The sequence below is a fragment of the Sphingomonas sp. GV3 genome (genome assembly GCF_031082075.1).
In the GTDB taxonomy this organism is placed as follows: Bacteria; Pseudomonadota; Alphaproteobacteria; order Sphingomonadales; family Sphingomonadaceae; genus Sphingomonas; species Sphingomonas beigongshangi.
Map to the genome: position 1 here is coordinate 3,406,003 of NZ_JARWLE010000001.1, position 19,313 is coordinate 3,425,315.

Below are 19,313 nucleotides of genomic sequence, written 5' to 3' on the forward strand. Positions count from 1 at the left end.
CGCCTCCGGGTGGCGCTTCCCTTTCTCGGGGGCGGGCATGGCTGACAACACGATCCAAGACGACGAGCAGGTCCGCAATCACCTGCGCAACCATGACCGCCTGGCGATGTTGCGCGCGCCGTATGAGGCGGTGTGGCGGGAGATCGACGAACGGGTAAACCCGATGGGTGCCGGCACGATCGGCGCCGCGATCGGCGCGGCCGGGCGCATGGCTCGCGCCGGCACCGTGAAGGGCGCGCAGAATTTCGACGTGACGGCGGTGGAAAGCCTCGACCGGTTCTCGGCCGCGATGTCGGCAATCACGGTGCCGCGCAACACCCAATACATCCGGCTGAAGTTCCGCGATCCGGATCTGGACAAGCTGCCCGAGGTGCGGCGCTGGTGCGAGCGCGCGGCCGATCGGCTGCACGCCATCCGCTACGCCCCGCATGCGGCGTTCGCGGTGCAGGCGATCAAGGATTTTCGCCAGCTCGGGCGCTATGGCACCGGGCCGCTGTGGACCGGCGAGCGCAAGGGCGTCGGCCTGTTCTACCGCGCCCTGCACATGGCCGAATGCTACATCGACGAGGATTTCTCCGGCCAGATCGACACCGTCCATCGCCGCTACAGCCGCAACGCCCGCCAGCTGGAACAGGAATACGGCCGCGACGCGCTGACCCCGAAGATGCGCCAGGCGCTAGAAGACAAGAAATACGACACGGAATTCGAGATCCTCCATGTCGTGTGTCCGAATGCCGACGTGCAGCCGGACCGGTTCGACTGGCGGGGCAAGCGCGTCGCCAGCTCGCATATCGCGATCGACGAAAAGACCTTTCTCCGCCGTGCCGGCTACAGCTCGATGCCGATCAGCGTGTCGCGCCACATGTCGGAAGCCGGCGAAATCTATGGCTGGTCGCCAGCGCTGAAGGTGTTGCCGTCGATCCGGTCGGCGAACGTCATGAAACAGACGATCATGCGCTCCGCGCACAAGATGGTCGATCCCGCCCTCGCATTCTACGACGATGACGGCATCACGTCGCTGGTCACCAAGCCCGGCGGCCTCAACCCCGGGCTTGTCGACGACAACGGTCGGCTGCTGGTCCAGCCCCTGCCGACCGGATCGCAGCTGCCGATCGGCATGGAGATGGTCGAGAGCGAGCGCGGCGACATTCGCAGCGCCTTCCTGGAGGATTTCTTCAAGATCCTCACCAACCCCGGCGATCGCATGACCGCGACTCAAGTGCTGGAGATGGTCGGCAAACAGGGCGCGCTCGTTGCGCCGTACGCGGGGCAGTACGAAAGCGAGAAGCAGAACCCGGTCACGCAGCGCGATCTCGATCTCGCCATGGCGGCGGGGCAGGTCGAACCTTTCCCCGACGTCGTCCAGGAGGCGGGCGCCTATCCGCTGGTCGAATATGAGAATCCTCTCACGCGCATGGCGCGCGCCGAGGAAGCGGCAGGCCTGACACGCTGGATCGAGGCGATGACGCCAATGGCGCAGGTCGATGGCGGCGCGGTGTTCGACCATATTGACACCGATGCGGCGGCACCCGGCCTCGCGGACGTGCTGGGCGTGCGGCCGAGTTGGGTCGCAACGCCCGAGCAGGTCGCCGCCAAGCGCAAGGCCCGCGAGGACAGTCAGGCAGCGGCAGCGGGCTCGCAGCAGCTCGCCGACGTCGCCGGTGCTTTCAAGGACATCGCTAGCGCTAATCAGATCACGGAGGCGGCATGATAGAACAGCTTGCAACCGCTCCCACAAGTGGGAGCAGGGCGGCGAAGATGGGGCGAGAGGCGCGCCGGCTGGTGTTGTTCGACCGCGCGAAGGACGCGGTCGGCGGTGCGCGCAGGCTCGGCGAGATCATCGACGTCTGCCGTCGAACCGTCAATCACAAGCTCAACGCCGAGCGGCGGCTGACCGATTGGGAGCTGAAGCTGACGGCCGATGCGATCGAGGCGAAGGCGCGCGAGCTCGACCAGCTGGCCGCAGACATTCGCCAGGTGCTGGCATGAACGAGCGCAACCGCCGACGCATGCGCGCCCTGCGCATCGCCCGCGAGTGGAAAGGGCTGCTGTCGACGGTACGGGCGCCTCTCTGGCTCCGGGCGATCGCGGCGCTGCTGGCGGCGATCGTCGGCCGGCGCTGGGCGTATCGTGCCGCTTTCACGGGAAATGACGGTGCCCTGCGCATCGCATCCCAGCATGTCCTGGCGGACTTACGCGAATTCAGTTTCGCGCGGACGTCCGCCTTCGACCCCGATCCGATCATCATGGCGCGACGGCAGGGCCGGCGCGACGTGTGGCTGCGGATCTCGAACTACCTGAACCTGGACGAGGCCCAGGTGCAAACCCTGATGGAGATAGACGATGGCATTTGAGGGCGGCGAAGACGTGGGCGGGGCCGACGAGCTGCTGGGCGGCGGATCGGGCGGCGCGGGCGGCACGGGCGGTGGCGATGGAGGTGAGGCGGCGGGCGGCGATGGATCGTCCGGCGGTGGCGCCGAGGGCGAAGGGGCTTCCACACCCGACTGGTTCGAAAAGGTATCCGGCACGGCTGGCGAAGGCGAGACGTCGTCGAACCGCGACTGGCTGGCAGCCAAGGGCGTCAAGGATATCGACGGCCTGGTGAAGATCACTCGCGATACCGAGCGCGCCTTGCGCGAAGGTGGCCGGATCAAGGTGCCTGGCGAAGGAGCCAAGCCGGAGGAAATCTCCGCTTACCACAAGGCGATCGGTGTCCCGGAGGCGGTGGACGGCTATGAGGTGAAGGGGCCGGAGGGTGTCCAGCTGAATGAGTCGCTGATCGCCGGTTTGCGGGAAAGCGCCCTGAAGCATGGCGCCCCGAAGGGCGCGTTCGAGGGCCTGGTCGGCGACTTCATCAAGCTCCAGATGGACGAGGCTGCGGCCGAAACGAAGCGGCAGGACGAACTGGCGGCCGGCTGGTTGAAGGACCAGGGCGGCAAGAAGGACGAACAGATCGCGCACATCAACACGGCTGCACGGGCGCTCGGCTTTACCAAGGCCGACATGAGCGGCCTGCGTGCTGGCCTCGGCGCAGATCGCGCGCTCGGGCTGCTGGCCAAGCTCGGCGCCGGCATGGCGGAGGACGTGCTGACCACTGGCGGCAGCAACCGGTTCGGCATCACCGGTTCGGAGGCGCAGGCGGAGCTGGATCGGCTCAAGGGAGATGCCGAATTCCAGAAGAAGAACGTTCCTGGCTCGCCGGAGCGGACACGGTGGGATCGCCTTAACAAGCAGGCGGCGGAATATCAGGCGGCACAAGAAAGCGCATGACGCAAAAATCCGGATTGACCCGCGATTCGCGGTGTGAAATCTAGACGTCTCCGGCGCCGGGGGGAGCCGATGTAATCCCCCCGAACCTAGTGCCCGCCTAGCCTCGTCGCCCGGGTCCCCCTGCTGGAGTGCAGCGCCGATCGCGGGCGTTAAACGATAGAGGGGCCGGACGTCTGACGTCCCTTAGCCAATCGAAATCGGATCAAACCTTTTTCGTGAGGCTGCGATGGCAGACGTCAACACCACTGCAAATTATGAATTCAAGAACAACCTGGAGCTGAAGCTCCAGCAGAAGACGTCGGTCCTCTGGGATACGACGGAAGAGCAGGACTGCACCGGTTCCGAAAAGGAGACGGTCAAGGATCTGCTCGGTACCGCCAAGCCGCAGGAAGCGGACGAGCGCTATGGCGACCTCAAGCGTACGCCGGTCGACCACGATCGCGTCTGGATCGTCAAGCCGAACGAGCTGTACTTCAACGAGTTCGTCGACGGTGCCGACCAGCTCGCGACCAAGATCGCGCTGGAGGGCGGCTATACGATGGCCGCGATGGCGACGATCCATCGCGCCTGGGACAGCCAGATCCTCACCGGCATGTACGGCTCGATGCTGACCGGAAAGGACGGCACGATCACGACGCCGCTTGCGGCCGGCGCGACGGTGCCGGTCACCACGGGCGGTGCCTCGGGCCCGCAGCGCATGAACGCCGCCAAGGTCCGCGCGGCCAAGGTGATGCTCGGCCAGGCGTTCAACGATCCGTCGGACAAGCGCTATCTCGCCCTCAGCGAGGTGCAGGCGGACGATTTGCTGAACGAGGTGCAGGCGACCAGCGGCGACTATGCCAAGGCCTTCGGCATCCGCCTCGACGCCGAGGGCAACCTGATTGGCATCCTCGGCTTCAACATCGTCCGCATCGAGCTGCGCAACCCCGACCTCGGCGTTGTGCAGAAGGGGCTGACCGTCACCGCCCAGGGCTACACCCGCAACCCGTTCTGGGTCCGCTCGGGCGTGCGCAAGGGCGTGTGGCAGAAGGTGCGCACCGCGATCAAGGATCAGCCGACCAAGGTCGACGTCCGCAGCGTCTTCGCCGGCACCACCGTCGCCGCGACCCGCACCCAGGCCGGCAAGGTCGGCATCATCGAAAACAGCGAGGCTTGATCCATGGCTGACCTCTATGCACTCGAATTCGTCGGCGGCCCGGACGGCACCGTCATGCCGCCCAAGAAGCTCGACGGCCGCCTGGTCAGCGCGAAGAAGCGCCGTACCCGCGCCGCCAAGCCGCTGACGATCCTCAATGTCGGCGATCGACTGTACATCGGCAAGCTGCCGCAGGACGCCGTCCTCCAGGCACTGACCGTCAACACCGACACTTCGTTCGGTACCACGACGCTGTCGATCGGCACGACCGCGGTTCCGAACAAGTACGTCAACGGCAAGACGGTCACCACGACCGATCAGCCCACGGCGATCGGTCCGACCGCGGCCGCGGCGCGCAACGGACCGGTGACGGCTGACGAGGATCTGTGGATGACGATCGGCGCTGCCGCGATCCCGGCCGCGGTGCTCGCTACCTTCTACATGGAATATACGATCGCGAACTGACCGGTTCGCCACATCCTTGGGCCGGACCTGCGGGGGCGCAGGACCGGCCCGGGGCCGGGCAGCGCCGTAATCGCTGCCCGGCATTCCCGTTTCCAAGAGGACACCGTCGATGGCCCAGGTCAAGCTCACCGTCACCCGCGGCAAGCCGCACATCAAGGACATCGCGGTCGCCGCAGGCACGCCGATCACTGGATCGGACGCGATGGAACTCAACATCGATCAGACCAAGATGAGCAAGGGCGACGCCCTGGTCATGATCGACGGCCTGCGCGCCAAGATCTTCGCGTCGCCTTGGCCGCTGTCGTAAGCGCGTAGGGTGGCGGACTTCGTCACCATCGCGAACCTGGCGGCCTCGGCACTCGGCGAGGACGATCAGCTGTCGTCGCCTGACGACGATACGCATATCTCCCGGTCGGTACGCGCCGTCTGGGACGTCGAGCGTCGGGCAGCCTTGCGCGACCATAGCTGGAACTTCGCGATGCGTCGGGTCGCGTTGCCCAAGGTCGCAGCCTCCTCGCAGGATCCCTATCCCTTCAGCTTCGCCTATCGCTTGCCGGCGGATTGCGTGCGGCTGATCGAAGTGATGGGTTTCGGCCGGAGCGACTACCAGCTCGAGGCGGACTTCATCCTGGCCAACGCTCCGGCGCCCATGCGGGTGCGGTACCTTGCCGACGTCACCGAGCCCGCCCTGTGGGATGACCTGTTCGTCAAGGCGTTCGCCATGCGGATTGCCTGGCAGATTGCCGATCGCATCACCGGCGATCCCAACCGCGTACAGCTGGCGGAGCGCAAATATCGATCGGCCCTAGCCGAAGCGAAGCGGGTCGATGCGCGCGAGAACCCCCAGATCGCGTTCGAGCCGACCGGCTGGGAAATGGCGCGTACCGCCGCCATCGAACCAACGCGCAGCACGTACCTGCCGCCGGAGCCCTTCAATTCGCCTGCCGTCATTCCGATCGGCGCCGGCGACGAGCAGTGGGATAACGTCGAATGGTAGCTCTGCGCTTCGAGCGGGTGCTGGGTCTGCCTTCCGTTTGCCTGGCGAACACAATCTATTTCGTGCGGCCCGTCGGCGCCGCCTTCGCGCTCATGTATGTCACCGGCAAAGATGCGGTGCCGATCCCGGTAGGCGGATCGCCGACGCCCACGCCGACGCCGACGCCGACACCTACGCCGACGCCGACGCCGACACCTACGCCGACGCCGACGCCGACGCCGACGCCGACACCGACACCTACGCCGACGCCGACGCCGACGCCGACGCCAACGCCGACACCCGCTCCAACGACGATATCGCGGCCGACCATGACGCAGACCAGCGCGCAGACGGCCAATCCGATGACGATCGATCTCCTCACGGACAATACCGTCTTCGCCTATGGCGACGGCGCATCGCCGACCGGTGTCTTCGATTTCATCGATCTGCAGCGTGCGAGCGACGCAGCCTACACAACCGCCTTCGCGCAGGATTTCGTGCAGCTGACGCCGGATCTTCCACTGAATGACAGCACGATCTTTCCGAACGTCCTGGTCAATATGCCCGCGGGCGCGACCCGTATCCGCTCCCGTATCCGGCGTGGATCGGTGGCGAACCGGATCGTCAACATGGGCGACAGCATTACGTTCAACCAATACAACTGGATCTACCGCTATGCTCAGGCAAACCCGAGCAAGCAGGTCCTGCGCAATGCCTATTCGGGCCGCGGCCTCACCAACTACCAGGATGGCAACGATATCGACAGCCACCTAGGCGAGGTCCAGGCGCTTGCGCCTCAGATCGTCATAGGGTTGATCGGCGCCAACGATCTGCCGAATGCTACGGCCGCCGACTTTCAGAACCGCTTGACGTCGACCTGGGCAAAAATTCGCTCGCTCATGCCGAAGTCCCGCATCGTCTGGTGCACTATCCTCCCGGTCAGTGAATCGAAGCTGGGCGGGGCGTATGTCGGCTTCAATGTCAAGCGCGCACCCGTGAACGCGTTCATCCGCAATTCGGTCGGTACCTTGATCGACGACGTCGTCGACTTCGCGGCGGATCCTACCGTCGGCGTGGACAGCGCGGCGGATAATAGCTCGCTGTGGAACCCTGACGGCCTTCATCCGGCTGACGGCGCGCAAAGCTATCTGACGGCGGTGTATACGCCTGTGGTCGATCGGCAGCTCGCCATCCCCCAGTCGTGGATCGACAGCCCCTACTCGGACGAGATCATCGATAATCTGGTCGCCGCAGCCGCCGTTGCGGTGACGACGTTCGACCCCAACCGGAAATCACCGTTCGTCAACATTTCGGATGATCACCGCACGGTGTCTGGTATCCCATCGAACGGCGCAAACAGTCCTGCGATGTCGACGACCAGTCGCAATGCCGGCGTGCTCTACGCCGAGATGACCATCGTCAAGGTCAATGGCTCATTCGGTCACGGGATCGTCAACAACTCGTATGATCCGATCAGCGCGGACCGGTCGCGCTTTCCGCAGGCCGGTGTCGGGACGTGGCTGTATGGCAGCGGGCGCGATGGCCAGGATGGCACGGGCGCGGCGATCGACACCGCCTTCGATGAAAACGGCGGCTACATGGGTATCAACCCGATCTCGTTCGATGGGAACCCGCACATCCTTGGCATCAAGTGCGACTTCAATGCTCGCCGGGTGCAGTTCTACATCGATGGCACGCGATTGGGCGGCAACTACGTCATGCCGGCCGGACCGATCTACTTGTTCGCCGGTCCGGCGCTGAACGGAGACAGTGCCCTCTTGAACACGGGGCAGAGTGCGTTCGCGTACCAACCCTCCAATACGACCGCATGGGGCTGAACATGATCCGCGCATTCATCGCTTCCGCGCTCGCGGCGATCTCTTTCATCGTCACGCCGGCATTGGCCGACACGTGGACGGTAGGACAACAGCCCGTCGTTTACCCGATCGACCGCTTTCCCGTCCTCGGTGACGGATCGACGACTTGGGGAGGGACGCCGCCCTATTATGCCAACATGCCGGCGGACATCAACGATCCGGCTTACCAACTCGCCGACTTCACTGCGCAGGACAGCGAGGTTCAATCGAAGACGCAAGCGCAAGGCGCGCAAGAAGCGAAGATGCGGACCGAGTGCGGTACGCCTAGCCACTTCGGCTATGACGATCCCATCATCTACCCAGGCCAGCAAGGCGCGTCGCACGGGCACCAGTTCTTCGGCAACACCCTGACCGATTATCGGTCCACGTATCGCAGTCTACGCACGACGGGACGTTCCAACTGCGGCGGTGATGTGTTCAACCGCACCGCCTACTGGACGCCTTGGCTGGACGTGAACGGCAAGATCCTGCGCCCGGATCAGTTCGTTCTCTATTACGTCGAAAACCCGATCCAGAATTCGAACCTGCTGGTCGATATCCCCCGGGATTTCGCCTACGTCTCGGGGCCTGACCCGATGACGGGCTACATCAGCCAGACGCAGACCGAGATCGACGCGGCCAATGCCGCCGCTGTCAGTGCGGGCGCGAAGATGCGCTACAAGCTGATAACGAACGGCTTCGTCGGCTGGAAGTGCGAGAACCCGATCGGCAACCCCGCCGGTACGACGGCGGCAAGCCCGAACGTCTACGACGCCAGTACCAACCCGGAACCCCGGCAGCCGTACCTGAAGACGGCCAGCGGCCAGCTTACGCTGAACTGCAACAACAAGATGCCCGACGGTGTGACCAATGCCCGCATCCTCGCCGAATTCAACGGCGCGGATTGCTGGGATGGCGTCAACGGTCATGGCGGTCCGACGGGGCGCGGGCACGTCCGCTTCGCCGTACTCGCGACTGATACCTCGACGGGCGTGACGACGGGCGTATGCCCCGATCACTGGCATCGTCTGCCGCGGCTTATCGAGATCATCTATTACCCATTCCCCGATGGGATGAACGAAGTGATGAGCTGGAGGTGGTCGTCGGACATCAACTCCAACTACAATTACGAGAATGGCAAGACTGGCCACATCGATTGGTTCGGTGCTTGGCAATATGGCACCGAAACGAACAAGGGCGTCATGCTGCGATGGATGCGCAGTATCGGAACCATGGGGAACACGCCCCATGAAATGAATTACAGCACCATCGACAACACTACGCGTCTACTGACCGATAGCCAGATCCCCACGAACCAGCCGAACTACAAGGATTACCCCGGTTCGATTCGCGGCGGACGCATCGTCGACAGCAACCATGATTGGGCGAGCAAAGGAAACGCGCGGTTCGTGGCGCCGCCCAAGGGGCCCTACACGGTCCATATGGGACACGGGATGTGATGCGTTCGCTTCCTGAGCAGAAATCGGTGCGCCGTTCATGACCCTGCAGCGTCCGATCGCAACCAGCTTCAATGGCGGTGAGCTGTCGCCGCGCATGGGCGGCCGGATCGATACCGCGATCTACCAGGTCGCGTTGGCCGAAGCGCTCAACTTCGTGCCGACCGTCGAAGGTGCACTCGTCAAACGCCCGGGGTTCGAGCACATCCGTAGCGCGGCCCCCACCGCGAGCTGGCTGGGCAAGTTCCGTTTCAACCTCACCCAGGATTATGTGATCGAATGGAGCGACGGCAAGCTCCGCTTCTACACCAATGACGTCCGGATCGAGACGGCGCCAGGCGTGCCGTACGAGGTTGCCGTGCCCTACACCGCGGCCGATGCGCCGTACGTGTCGTGCCAGCAGAGTTTCGACCGGCTGTACATGGACCATCCCAGTTACCCGCCGGCGCGACTAACCAGGACGTCGGCGACCACGTTCACCTATGAGGCCTGCGCCTTCCAGAACGGTCCCTTCGCAGACGGCAACACCGACCAGGCCAAGACGATCACCGTGTCCGGTACGACCGGCGTCGTCACGATCACGTCGCCGGCGCCGATCTTTCTGCCTGGCCATGTCGGCGCGCCGTTCCGCATCGAGGCCGCGGATTTCTCCACGATACCGGCCTGGGAAACACAAACCAAGATCAGCATCGGCGACGTGCGCAGATCCGATGGCAAGGCCTATACAGCGGAGACGGGGGGCACGACGGGGACGGTGGTGCTGACGCACACCACCGGATCCGAGTGGGACGGATCCAACACGAAAGACGCGAACGACAAGGGGCCGTTCGGCGTGCGCTGGAGCTATCGGCACGATCGGTTCGGCATGCTGGCAATCACCGCGGTTGCGGCTGATGGCCTTTCCGCGACTGCGACGGTCACCCGCCGGCTGCCCGACAGCGTGACCAGCGTGCCGACCTGGCGCTGGGCGCACGGCGCGTTCTCGGCAGCGGCCGGCTATCCATCCGTGGTGATCGCCTGGGGCAGCCGCCTCTGCCACTTCAAGAACTTCGAGCTGCTCGCGTCCGTCGCCGGCGACTATCTCAATCACGCGACCTATACCGCCAGCGGTGTCCTCGCCGGCGATCTCGCCTTCCGCCGCACCCTTTCGACCGAGGATCCCGTGCTGTGGGCCATGGGCGACCGCCGCCTGATCGTCGGCACGGCCAGCCGGGAGATCGCGATCGGCGCCATCAACCAGGCGCAGGCGGTCAGCGGCGACAACATCGAGGCGGTCCCGCAGAGCTTCTACGGCAGCGAGCAGGTGTTTCCGGCGCAGATCGCGACCACCGGCGTCTTCGTGCAGCGCGGCGGGCGCAAGATGCGCCAGGCCGAATACGACTTCGCGCGCGATCGTTACCAGGCCGAGAACATGACCGTGTGGTGTCGCCACATCACAAAGAGCGGCGTCATCCAGCTGGCGTTCGCCAAGGAACCGGAGGAGCTGCTGGTCGGCGTGCGTCGCGATGGCACCCTCATCGCCCACCCGCACGCACCCGAGCAGGAGACGAAGGGCTTTTCCCGTATCGTCCATGGCGGCGGCCAGATCCTGTCGGCTGTTGCATGTGCCAACACCAAGGGCGATCAGGACACGATCTGGGCGTTGGTGCTGCGCGCCGACGGCTCCCGCAGCGTCGAACGCATGGCGGACTGGCATGAAGACGAGGATCCGATCGTCGACGCTTTCTACGTCGATAGCGGCTCGACCGTAATCGCGTCAGCCGGACAGACGCACTTCACCGGTGCGACCCAACTCGCGGGCCTCCCCGTTGCCGTCCTCGCCGATGGCGGCGTCGTAACCGGCGTCACGGTCGGCGCAGATGGCAGCTTCGATCTCAGCCCCGACGACGTGCCCGCCGATCGAAGCTACCGCCTGACTGTCGGCCTGCCCTATACCGCCCGCGCGACCACGCTCCGCCCCGAGCTGGGCGGCCGGGGCGATACGTCGCAAGGCAAGCGGCAACGCGTCGTCAAGCTGGTCCTGCGCCTGCTGGCGACCGGCGGGATCCGGATCGGCGCCAAGGGTGGTAAGCTCGACAATCTGGTCGACCGCGGCAGCGCCGAGCACATGGACGCCGCGGTGCCGCTCTACTCAGGCGACACCGACAAGCCGGTCAGCGGCGGCTGGGACAAGGATGGCCAGGCCGTGTTCGAGAGCAAGGCGCCGCTGCCGGCGACGATAGTCGCCGCGATGCCCGTCGTGACGGTGACATCATGACAGTCGTAATCGAGGCCATGAAGCCGATCGATATGCTGGTGATCCAGCGCCAGGCCTCACAGCTTGTCCAGCTCGGTATCGAGCGCACGGTCTCCATGGAGGAGGCCGAGGCGATCGCCGAAGGGGAGGGCGAGGCGTGGACGGCTCGCCATCATGGGCGGATCGTTGCCTGCCTTGGGCTGCGCGAAACCTTCCCCGGGCGACAGGCTGTGGCCTGGGCGGTTCTTGCGGAGGGCCTCGGCGCGGCGCACTTGGCGATCACGCGCTTTGCCCGCGCGCGGATCCGCGCGAGCAAGCTCGTCCGGATCGAGGCCATCGTCCGCCAGTCCGTCCCCGCGGAGGCGGCTTGGGCGCAGCTGGTCGGAATTTCGCCGGTGCACGTCATGCGGGGATTTGGCGCGGCAAGCGAGACGCACATACTGTGCGAACGCATTCGGGGGCAGGACTGATGGAGGCGGCGCAGGCGGCCGGGCAGCTGATCGGTGGGGTCGGCGCGTATGAAGCCGGCAAATACAACAAGGCGGTGGCCGAGACGGAAGCGGTCGAGGCGCAGAACGTCGGCGCGGCCGACGAGCTGCGCGTGCGCGAAGCGGCGCGTGCGGCGATCGGGCAGCAGGTGGCGGCGCAGGGCAGCAACGGGTTTGCCATGGGGACGGGCAGCGCGATCGACGCGCTCCAGCAAAGCCAGATCAATGCGGCGCTCGATGCCATGCAGGTCCGCCAAGAGGCCAAGAGCCGGGCTCGCGCGCTGCGCATACAGGGAGCGATCGCCAAGTCGCAGGGCGACAATGCCTTGGTGCAGAGCATGTTTGGCGCGGCGAGCAGCACCTATCGGATGCAGCAGGATTGGGCCTCCGCGCGGCGCGGCTCAACGCCGCGGCCGACGTCGTCGGGCGGCTCCGAGGGTGGCGGCAACGCCTTGTACGAGGGACCGTAAATGCCAGCAGAGGTCGGATACAACCAGCAGGTCGGCACCGCGCGGCCGGCGGCATTGCCCGATGCGAGTGCCGCCGCCTTCGGCGCCGGCATCGGCGCGGCTATCGCGGACGCCGGCGAGACGGTCCACCAGGCGAAGATCCAGGCGTATCGTGCCGATCGCAGGCTCGCAGCCGATCAGGCGTGGGGCGACTTCGCCACCAGGTTCGCCGACACGCGCAGCCAGCTCGACCGCGCCCGCGCCGATGCCCGTGTCAACGCCCAGCCGGGGGGCGCCGGCCATACCGAGCAGATGGAGAAGGCCTTCGACGCGGCCACCGCCAATCTGGCCGATACGCTGACCGAGGACGACCAGCGCGCCCGGGCGCGCGAGATGATCGCCAGCTACCGCCAGCAGGTCACCGACGATGCCTATACCTGGCAACTCGGCGAAGGCGTCAAGAAGTCGGTCGCCGACATCGGCAGCTTAAGCGACAAGGGATCCGCGCGGCTTTACACCAGTGGCGATCCCGCCAGCTACGTGCAGGAAACCAAGATGCTGCGCGACAGCATCGACGGCCTGACCAACGTGCCGGTCGACGTTCGCGACAGGCTGTTTCGGGAAGGCAGCGAGAAGCTGGCCGTCGCTTATGGCAACCACCTGATCGACACCAACCCGAAGCTCGCCAGCGCGGCGATCGACGCCGGCGTCTTCAACGACGTGCTCGACGGTCAGCAGCTCGATCGGCTGCACAACGGCGCTCGCGCGCAGATCCACGCGCAAGAGGCGCAGGCGCGGGCGCAGGCGGCGACCGACAAGGCAGCAGCACGCGATGAGTTGGAGGCACAAGCTGTCACACTCGACGCTGGAGGAGGAACCTACCAAGATCGCCTGAACCAGGCGCAGCGCTATGAACAGATGGGTGACAGATCGAAGGCTGCGCAATGGCACGCCAAGGCGCAGCAGTTCATTACCCGACAGGCTGTTATTGATTGGGACCTGCCGCAGCTCGACCGCCGGATATCTACATTGCAAGGCAAGCAAAACGGCGGTGGCCTATCCGGTGAGGAAGCCAATGAACTTGCCGCTCTCCAAGACGAGCGAGCATCAACCGCCAAGCGTCTCAATCAGGACGGCGGTGCCTTGCTACAGTGGCAATATGCCAACCGTCGCCCAGTCGTGCCGCTCAATCCGGCCGACCCAGCATCCATGCAGCAGCGTGCGCGGGACGCCACGATTGCCGCTCAGCGCTATGGCCGCGCTTCCATCGAGCCGATCCTCCCCAACGAGTTGCCCGCCTTCAAGGATCTGATGGCCAATGGTCCGAACGGGAAGCTCCAGGTCCTCGACCAGATCCGCGGCTTCGGCAATGCCCAGGCAATCGCCGGTGCGGCGCGTCAGGTGGCGGGCGATGACGGCGCGTTCCGTGTCGCCGCCCTGCTGCCGCGCGATGTCGCCCGCGATGTGATCCGTGGGAACGACACGCTGAAGGCGCACCCGCAGGTCTGGAATACCGCAAGGGCCACGGCCGATTTTGCCAAATGGTACGGAAACGCACTCGGCTGGGTCGGTGGCAGCTATCGCAACGACATCATGGATGCGGCCAAATCCTTCTACAGTCAGCGTGCCAGCGATGGCGGGGTGCAGCAATACGATCCCGGCCGGTTCGCACAGGCGATCGAGACGGTGATGGGCCGCAGCAGCGATGGGCGTGGCGGCGTTGCACGAACCTCCCAGGGCATTGTGATCGTCCCCTCATCCATGAAACCGGATCAGCTTCTCCAGACGTTTGCGCGCGCAACGCCGCAGGACTATGGCAAGGCCGCCGGCGGCCGGTATCCGGTTTGGACCGATGGCAAGGGGCTGACCGAACGCGAATTCAAGGGCCTGCTGCCCACCATGGTCGCTGACGGGGTCTATGGCTTCCGAGGCCGCAACGGCCAGCTGATCCACGACAACAAGGGCGACGCGTACACGGTGCCGATCGCGAAGCTGCCCCATCGATGAGCGACCACCGCGGCCTTCTCTCATTCGACGCGCCCACGGTCGACCAGTCGCGCCTTCGCCCTCGCGCTGGCGTCGAGGCACCCAAGCCCGTCCCATCGCTGATAGACCAGTTCTCCGTCGCCGCGCGCGGCGCCGCAGCGAACGACGATCCGGCGGCTGACCAGGCGCGGCAGCAGGAGGCGATCGACAATGCGCTCGCGCCACTCGTCCAGGATCTGAAGGCGCGGGGCATCGATGGCGCCTTCACCGCCCGCCGCGCCCGTGACGGCTTCGCGCTCAGCTACGACCAGGACGCGATCTGGCAGGGCATCGCGCGCGCCCGCCAGGCCGACCCTAAGGCATTCGAGGGGATCGACGGGGACCCAGCCAGCTTCCGGCAGAAGGTCACTGCGCCGATCCGCGCGAGGATCGCCGGCGAACGGGACACCCAGCAGCGCAGCAGTTGGGCACCTTGGCTGGCGGGCCAGTTCGTCGGCGGGGCCAGCGACCCGATCAACCAAGCGGCGATGCTCGCCGGCCTCGGGCCCGCGCGCTCAATCGCGCAGGCGGCGCTCCGCGATGCGGTCGTAAACGTCCAGACCGAAGCCGTACAGGCGCCGGTCCGTGCGATCGCGAAGGCGAAGCAAGGGCAAGCGACGACACCTGGCGAAGTGGCTTCCGATCTTGCCTTAGCGGCAGGTACCGGGGCTGCCTTTGGTGGCGCGGTGCACGGCGCCGGCGAGCTAGTCGGCAAGGTGGCCGCGCGGATCAAGGGGCCGGCTGGGCAGCTCGCGGATCAGATGCGCAGCGCGATCGGCGTCGATCGCATGACGGATACCGAGCGCACCGCCATGGCGGCGCTCGACCGGATCGACGAAACCGCGGCGACCAGTCCGTTCACGGGCGGCGCCGGCGCCGACGGCCACCTGGCCCGCGTCGATCGCGCGATGGATCAGCTGACCAGTCCAGCGACGGACACAGCTCCGGCCGCGGCGCCCGCGCGGTTCGATGGTCAGACCTATGCCAACCGCGTTGCGATCGCCGAGAGCGGCGGCAAGTGGCAGATCCAGGCGCCGACCTCGTCCGCCTATGGCCTCTATCAGATCACCCGCGGCACGTTCCTGCGCGTGGCCAAGACGCTGCCCGGGTTCGACAAGATGGACGAGGCGGCCTTGTGGAACCGCCGTACGAACCCTGCGATGCAGGAGGCGGTGTTCAACGCGATCACGCGCAGCAACCGCGCGGCGCTCGCGCGCGCCGGCGTGCCCGAGACTTACGGCAACCTGTACATGCTGCATTTCGCCGGCGAGGCGGGCGGCACAAAGATCCTGCGCGCGGCCGGCGACACGCCGATCGAGCAGCTGCTCAGTGGCAAGGCGATTGAGGCGAACCCGTGGCTGAAAGGCAAGACGGCCGACGACGTCGTCGCATGGGCGCATCGCAAGATGGGCGAGACGCCGCGCGAGGGGCCGGTGCTGTCACGCGAGGGCTTCGCCGACGATGTCGCGGGCGACGCTGAATGGCATGCCGCGCAAGCCGAGGTCGACGCGGCCGAGGTGGAGCTGGAGCGGGTCAATGCCGAGGAGGCCGGCGCGCGACCGCCGGCGGCCGAGGATGACGTGCCGTTCGACTTGGACGATCCGCGCGGCCGCACGTTCGACGACGCGGGCCGCGATCCCTTCGCCGATATGCCTGAGGATTTCGCGGATGCGACGCCGGCGCGCGTCGATGGCGAGGAAGATGCCGGGCCGCTGCGATCGATGGAGATGGAGGCGGAGCCGGTCCGCTCGACCGTCGCGCCGGACGCTGTCGATGATGCAGTAATCAGCCCGATCATGGTCAGCGAGCGTGGCGCCCCAGGCTTTCACTTGGAACCCGATGCCGAAGGCCATATGGTCAATTCGGTCTACCGCGATGCCGAAGGCGTCGCGCGCGCCGCGGTGCTGTTTCCGGCGACCGACGAGGTCCGCGCGTTTCGAGCCGAAACCGGACACACCGGTGTCTCGGTCTACGTCGCGCCGGAGCTGCGTCGCCAAGGGATTGCGACCCGGCTGTATGACCAGCTGCGCGACGCCGGCTATGATATCGACGTGCTCAGCGGTTCGTCGGATCTGACGCCGGATGGCGCCGCTTTCGTCAACGCACGGCGCACCCGGGCAAACGAGCGGCGGTTGGGCGATCATCGCGCTTCCGAGGGCTCAGGGGCGATCGACGCACCTTCGGCCGCCGACGCCGCGCCGATCGCCGGCTTTGACACCCCCGAAGACGTCGCCGCGGTCCGGCAGATCGACAGCTTGGAGCATGACCTGCGCATGTTCCTGCTGGAGGACGATGCGAAGGGCCTGACGGTGCGGTTGAACGACGAGGGTGACGTAATCAGCGCGGCCGACGCAATGACGGACCTGGACGCGGACGAAGCCGCGATCGCCGCGGCGCGCGCGTGCATGGCGCCGCATGAGGGAGAGATGGCGTGAGTTTGGGCAATTGCATCCCCGGCATGGTCAAGCGGGGCGAGATCGATGCGCAGCGCGGCGCCCGCATGAAGCAGCTGTTCGACGAGCTGGAGGCCTTCTACCGCCGGGACATGGGGCCGGACGCCGCGGCGGCCGAGGCGAGCGAGGCGACGCTCCGCCAGCTCACCAGCGAAGCACGGCTGAAGAAGCGACAGACCCTCCTCCAGATCAACCGCCAGCGCGAGGCGCTGAAGGACATGGACCTGTTCAAGGCAACAATCGCTACGCCGCCTTCAACGCGCTGCTCGACGACGACGATCGAGCGCCCTACCGCGGCGGCAACGTCGCGATCGGCGCGCGCCGGATCGAGCGGCTGGCCCATGCGCGCATGACCGAATTCATCGAACGTCATAAGCGCACGCTCCTCGGCAAGCCGAACGATCCGGAGGGACTGGCCGACGTCGGCCGCGAGCTGTTCGGCGAGAGTACCGGCAACGCGCGGGCCAAGGTCTTCGCCGATGCCATCGAGGGCGCGCGCGAGGATCTCCGCCAGCGGTTCAATGCGGCGGGCGGCGCGATCGCCAAGCTCGACAATTACGGTGTGCCGATGCGCTACGAGCCCGCGCGCGTGCGCGACGCGTCGCCCGAGCGCTGGGTGGAGGTGGTCAGTGCCAGCCTTGATCGATCGCGGATGATCGACGAGCGCACCGGAGTGCCATTCACCGACGAGGGGTTGCGCGCTTTCCTGCTCGATGTCCGCGAGACGATCCGCACCAACGGCATGACCGGCGAGCCGAGCGCGGCGTTCCGTGGCGCGGGCAAGATCGCCAACCGCGGCCAGGAGCATCGCGTCCTCCATTACAAGGACTTCGACGCCTGGCAGCAGGTAGCCCGCGAGTTCGGTACCGGCGACAATCTGTTCAGCGTCATCATGGGATCGATCAGCGGCCGGGCGCGCGACATCGCGATGATGGAGCGGCTTGGCCCTAACCCCGACGCAACGGTCCGCTTCCTCCTCGACGGCATTGCTCACGACAAGGCCAAGGGTGACGAGGCATTCGTGCCCGAGGTTAGCGCCAAGTCGGTGGAGCGATCGCAGTCCGAGAACCTATGGCGATACGTCAAGGGCGAGGCGAGCGCGCAACACGTGTATCCCGATCCGATCCGACGTGGCGTCGTCACCGGCCTGCAAGGCGGCCGCAACCTTATCACCGCAGCCTGGCTAGGGTCCGCGTCACTGTCCTCGATCAGCGACGTCCACACCCAAGCGATGGCGCGCGGCTTCTACGGCCTGCCCGAGACGAACCTGCTGACCCGCACGCTCGCATCACTGCGCGACAACGCCGGCCAGCTCAGCGCCGAGAACCGCGCGGCCGCCGCGCGCCTGGCGCTGGGCATGGAGGATGCCGCACATTCCCTGGGGGAGAGCGCGCGCTATATCGGGGAAGTCAGCGGCCCCGCCTGGACGCAGGTGACGGCGGACGCGGTGCTGCGATTGTCGGCGCTCAATCGGCTGACGGAGAATCGCAAGAGTGCCTTCGGCCAGGCGCTGCTCGGCGCGATCGCCGACGAGCGTGCACGACCATGGGGCGAGATCTCGCCCGGCCTCAGGACGGCGATGGAGCGCAATGGCATCGACCAGCATGACTGGATCCACATTCGGCGCGCGACGACGACGATCCGCGGATCCGAATTCATCGATCCGTCCGCGATCGACGTCGCCGCGATCGGCGGCCGCAAGGCGCAAGACCGTCTACTCGACATGGTAATTCGCGGCCAGGCGATGGCGGTGCAGGAAGCATCGATGACGTCACGCGCGCTGGCCAATCCGGTCGGCTTGGCGAAGGGCAGCATCAGTGGAGAGCTGTGGACCAGCGCCTTGCAGTTCAAGGGCTTCGCCGTGGCGCTAATGGCGAAGCACGCGCGGATCGTCGGCATGCTCGGCCGCGCGGGCGGGGCGGCCTATGCCGCGCAATTCTTCATCGGCCTCACGATGTACGGCGCCGCGGTCATCCAGCTGCGCGAGCTGGCTAAGGGCAACGATCCGCGGCCGATGGACAAGCCCGAGTTCTGGGCGGACGCCGCCCTCCAGGGCGGCGGCATCGGCATCCTGGGTGACCTCGTCGGGGTGTTCAAGAACGACCGCATCGACAGCCTGGGCCAATTCATCGGGGGCCCGATCTACGGCGCGGTTCAAGACGCACGGTCGGCGGTGCGCACGGCGCTGCCGGGCAAGGAACGGAAAGACGGCACTAGCCGCGAGGGCAATCCCGGCAAGGGCGCAGTCCGCTTCGCCAGGCGATACGTGCCTGGATCCAACCTCTGGTACGCCCGTCTCGCCTGGGAGCGCATGGTCATCGATCAGCTCGACGCGCAAGTGAACCCCGACCACGACGCCGATGTGAAACAGCGGGTGAAACGAAGCGCCGACAACCACCAGGGCATGTATTGGCAGCCAGGGACAATGGCGCCGCAGCGCGCGCCAAATTGGCGCAACGGCATTGACAGCACCAACATCATCACACCAGGTGTTGGATCGTGA

At 66.1% G+C, this 19,313-nt stretch carries 17 protein-coding genes; all 17 read left to right on the top strand.

Annotation, left to right across the window (positions count from 1 at the left end):
• Positions 1 to 37: 37 nt before the first annotated feature.
• The 17 genes from RF701_RS16170 to RF701_RS16250 all read left to right on the top strand — a co-directional run bounded on the left by RF701_RS16170 (position 38) and on the right by RF701_RS16250 (position 19,313).
• Positions 38 to 1,711 (top strand): portal protein, encoded by a 1,674-nt coding sequence (locus RF701_RS16170; RefSeq protein ID WP_308815560.1) that lies wholly within the window; start codon positions 38 to 40, stop codon positions 1,709 to 1,711.
• Positions 1,708 to 1,989: a hypothetical protein gene (locus RF701_RS16175; protein WP_308815561.1), complete on the top strand. Its 282-nt coding sequence runs from the start codon at positions 1,708 to 1,710 to the stop codon at positions 1,987 to 1,989. Before RF701_RS16170 ends, RF701_RS16175 begins: the two co-directional genes overlap by 4 nt.
• A complete protein-coding gene (locus RF701_RS16180; RefSeq protein WP_308815562.1) occupies positions 1,986 to 2,354 on the top strand; it encodes a hypothetical protein in 369 nt (122 codons plus the stop codon). The genes RF701_RS16175 and RF701_RS16180 overlap by 4 nt, the downstream gene beginning before the upstream one ends.
• Complete coding sequence (locus RF701_RS16185; RefSeq protein ID WP_308815563.1) at positions 2,344 to 3,270, top strand: hypothetical protein; 927 nt, start codon at positions 2,344 to 2,346, stop codon at positions 3,268 to 3,270. Before RF701_RS16180 ends, RF701_RS16185 begins: the two co-directional genes overlap by 11 nt.
• A 226-nt stretch (positions 3,271 to 3,496) precedes the next feature.
• Positions 3,497 to 4,426 carry a phage capsid protein gene (locus RF701_RS16190; protein WP_308815564.1) on the top strand — a complete coding sequence of 310 codons (930 nt, stop codon included), beginning with the start codon at positions 3,497 to 3,499 and terminating at the stop codon, positions 4,424 to 4,426.
• Between the two features lie 3 nt (positions 4,427 to 4,429).
• Complete coding sequence (locus RF701_RS16195; RefSeq protein ID WP_308815565.1) at positions 4,430 to 4,870, top strand: hypothetical protein; 441 nt, start codon at positions 4,430 to 4,432, stop codon at positions 4,868 to 4,870.
• A gap of 109 nt (positions 4,871 to 4,979) precedes the next feature.
• Entirely contained in the window at positions 4,980 to 5,177 is a 198-nt protein-coding gene (locus RF701_RS16200; RefSeq protein ID WP_308815566.1) for a hypothetical protein, read from the top strand.
• Positions 5,178 to 5,186: 9 nt separating this feature from the next.
• Positions 5,187 to 5,867 carry a hypothetical protein gene (locus RF701_RS16205; protein WP_308815567.1) on the top strand — a complete coding sequence of 227 codons (681 nt, stop codon included), beginning with the start codon at positions 5,187 to 5,189 and terminating at the stop codon, positions 5,865 to 5,867.
• Positions 5,861 to 7,684 (top strand): SGNH/GDSL hydrolase family protein, encoded by a 1,824-nt coding sequence (locus RF701_RS16210; RefSeq protein WP_308815568.1) that lies wholly within the window; start codon positions 5,861 to 5,863, stop codon positions 7,682 to 7,684. Before RF701_RS16205 ends, RF701_RS16210 begins: the two co-directional genes overlap by 7 nt.
• Before the next feature lie 2 nt (positions 7,685 to 7,686).
• Positions 7,687 to 9,162: a DUF1996 domain-containing protein gene (locus RF701_RS16215; RefSeq protein WP_308815569.1), complete on the top strand. Its 1,476-nt coding sequence runs from the start codon at positions 7,687 to 7,689 to the stop codon at positions 9,160 to 9,162.
• A 37-nt stretch (positions 9,163 to 9,199) separates the two neighbouring features.
• Positions 9,200 to 11,416 carry a hypothetical protein gene (locus tag RF701_RS16220; RefSeq protein ID WP_308815570.1) on the top strand — a complete coding sequence of 739 codons (2,217 nt, stop codon included), beginning with the start codon at positions 9,200 to 9,202 and terminating at the stop codon, positions 11,414 to 11,416.
• 32 nt (positions 11,417 to 11,448) lie between these two features.
• Positions 11,449 to 11,865 (top strand): hypothetical protein, encoded by a 417-nt coding sequence (locus RF701_RS16225; protein ID WP_308815571.1) that lies wholly within the window; start codon positions 11,449 to 11,451, stop codon positions 11,863 to 11,865.
• Complete coding sequence (locus RF701_RS16230) at positions 11,838 to 12,353, top strand: hypothetical protein (RefSeq protein ID WP_308815572.1); 516 nt, start codon at positions 11,838 to 11,840, stop codon at positions 12,351 to 12,353. The genes RF701_RS16225 and RF701_RS16230 overlap by 28 nt, the downstream gene beginning before the upstream one ends.
• A complete protein-coding gene (locus RF701_RS16235) occupies positions 12,354 to 14,339 on the top strand; it encodes a hypothetical protein (RefSeq protein ID WP_308815573.1) in 1,986 nt (661 codons plus the stop codon).
• Positions 14,336 to 16,792 (top strand): hypothetical protein, encoded by a 2,457-nt coding sequence (locus RF701_RS16240; protein ID WP_308815574.1) that lies wholly within the window; start codon positions 14,336 to 14,338, stop codon positions 16,790 to 16,792. The genes RF701_RS16235 and RF701_RS16240 overlap by 4 nt, the downstream gene beginning before the upstream one ends.
• Positions 16,789 to 17,163: a hypothetical protein gene (locus RF701_RS16245; RefSeq protein ID WP_308815575.1), complete on the top strand. Its 375-nt coding sequence runs from the start codon at positions 16,789 to 16,791 to the stop codon at positions 17,161 to 17,163. The genes RF701_RS16240 and RF701_RS16245 overlap by 4 nt, the downstream gene beginning before the upstream one ends.
• Complete coding sequence (locus RF701_RS16250; RefSeq protein ID WP_308815576.1) at positions 17,160 to 19,313, top strand: hypothetical protein; 2,154 nt, start codon at positions 17,160 to 17,162, stop codon at positions 19,311 to 19,313. Before RF701_RS16245 ends, RF701_RS16250 begins: the two co-directional genes overlap by 4 nt.

Bases quoted from the DNA above. Each gene is read 5' to 3' on its own strand.
- RF701_RS16170 (WP_308815560.1), top strand. From the start codon at position 38: ATGGCTGACAACACGATCCAAGACGACGAGCAGGTCCGCAATCACCTG.
- RF701_RS16175 (WP_308815561.1), top strand. From the start codon at position 1,708: ATGATAGAACAGCTTGCAACCGCTCCCACAAGTGGGAGCAGGGCGGCG.
- RF701_RS16180 (WP_308815562.1), top strand. From the start codon at position 1,986: ATGAACGAGCGCAACCGCCGACGCATGCGCGCCCTGCGCATCGCCCGC.
- RF701_RS16185 (WP_308815563.1), top strand. From the start codon at position 2,344: ATGGCATTTGAGGGCGGCGAAGACGTGGGCGGGGCCGACGAGCTGCTG.
- RF701_RS16190 (WP_308815564.1), top strand. From the start codon at position 3,497: ATGGCAGACGTCAACACCACTGCAAATTATGAATTCAAGAACAACCTG.
- RF701_RS16195 (WP_308815565.1), top strand. From the start codon at position 4,430: ATGGCTGACCTCTATGCACTCGAATTCGTCGGCGGCCCGGACGGCACC.
- RF701_RS16200 (WP_308815566.1), top strand. From the start codon at position 4,980: ATGGCCCAGGTCAAGCTCACCGTCACCCGCGGCAAGCCGCACATCAAG.
- RF701_RS16210 (WP_308815568.1), top strand. From the start codon at position 5,861: ATGGTAGCTCTGCGCTTCGAGCGGGTGCTGGGTCTGCCTTCCGTTTGC.
- RF701_RS16215 (WP_308815569.1), top strand. From the start codon at position 7,687: ATGATCCGCGCATTCATCGCTTCCGCGCTCGCGGCGATCTCTTTCATC.
- RF701_RS16220 (WP_308815570.1), top strand. From the start codon at position 9,200: ATGACCCTGCAGCGTCCGATCGCAACCAGCTTCAATGGCGGTGAGCTG.
- RF701_RS16225 (WP_308815571.1), top strand. From the start codon at position 11,449: ATGCTGGTGATCCAGCGCCAGGCCTCACAGCTTGTCCAGCTCGGTATC.
- RF701_RS16235 (WP_308815573.1), top strand. From the start codon at position 12,354: ATGCCAGCAGAGGTCGGATACAACCAGCAGGTCGGCACCGCGCGGCCG.
- RF701_RS16240 (WP_308815574.1), top strand. From the start codon at position 14,336: ATGAGCGACCACCGCGGCCTTCTCTCATTCGACGCGCCCACGGTCGAC.
- RF701_RS16250 (WP_308815576.1), top strand. From the start codon at position 17,160: ATGACCGAATTCATCGAACGTCATAAGCGCACGCTCCTCGGCAAGCCG.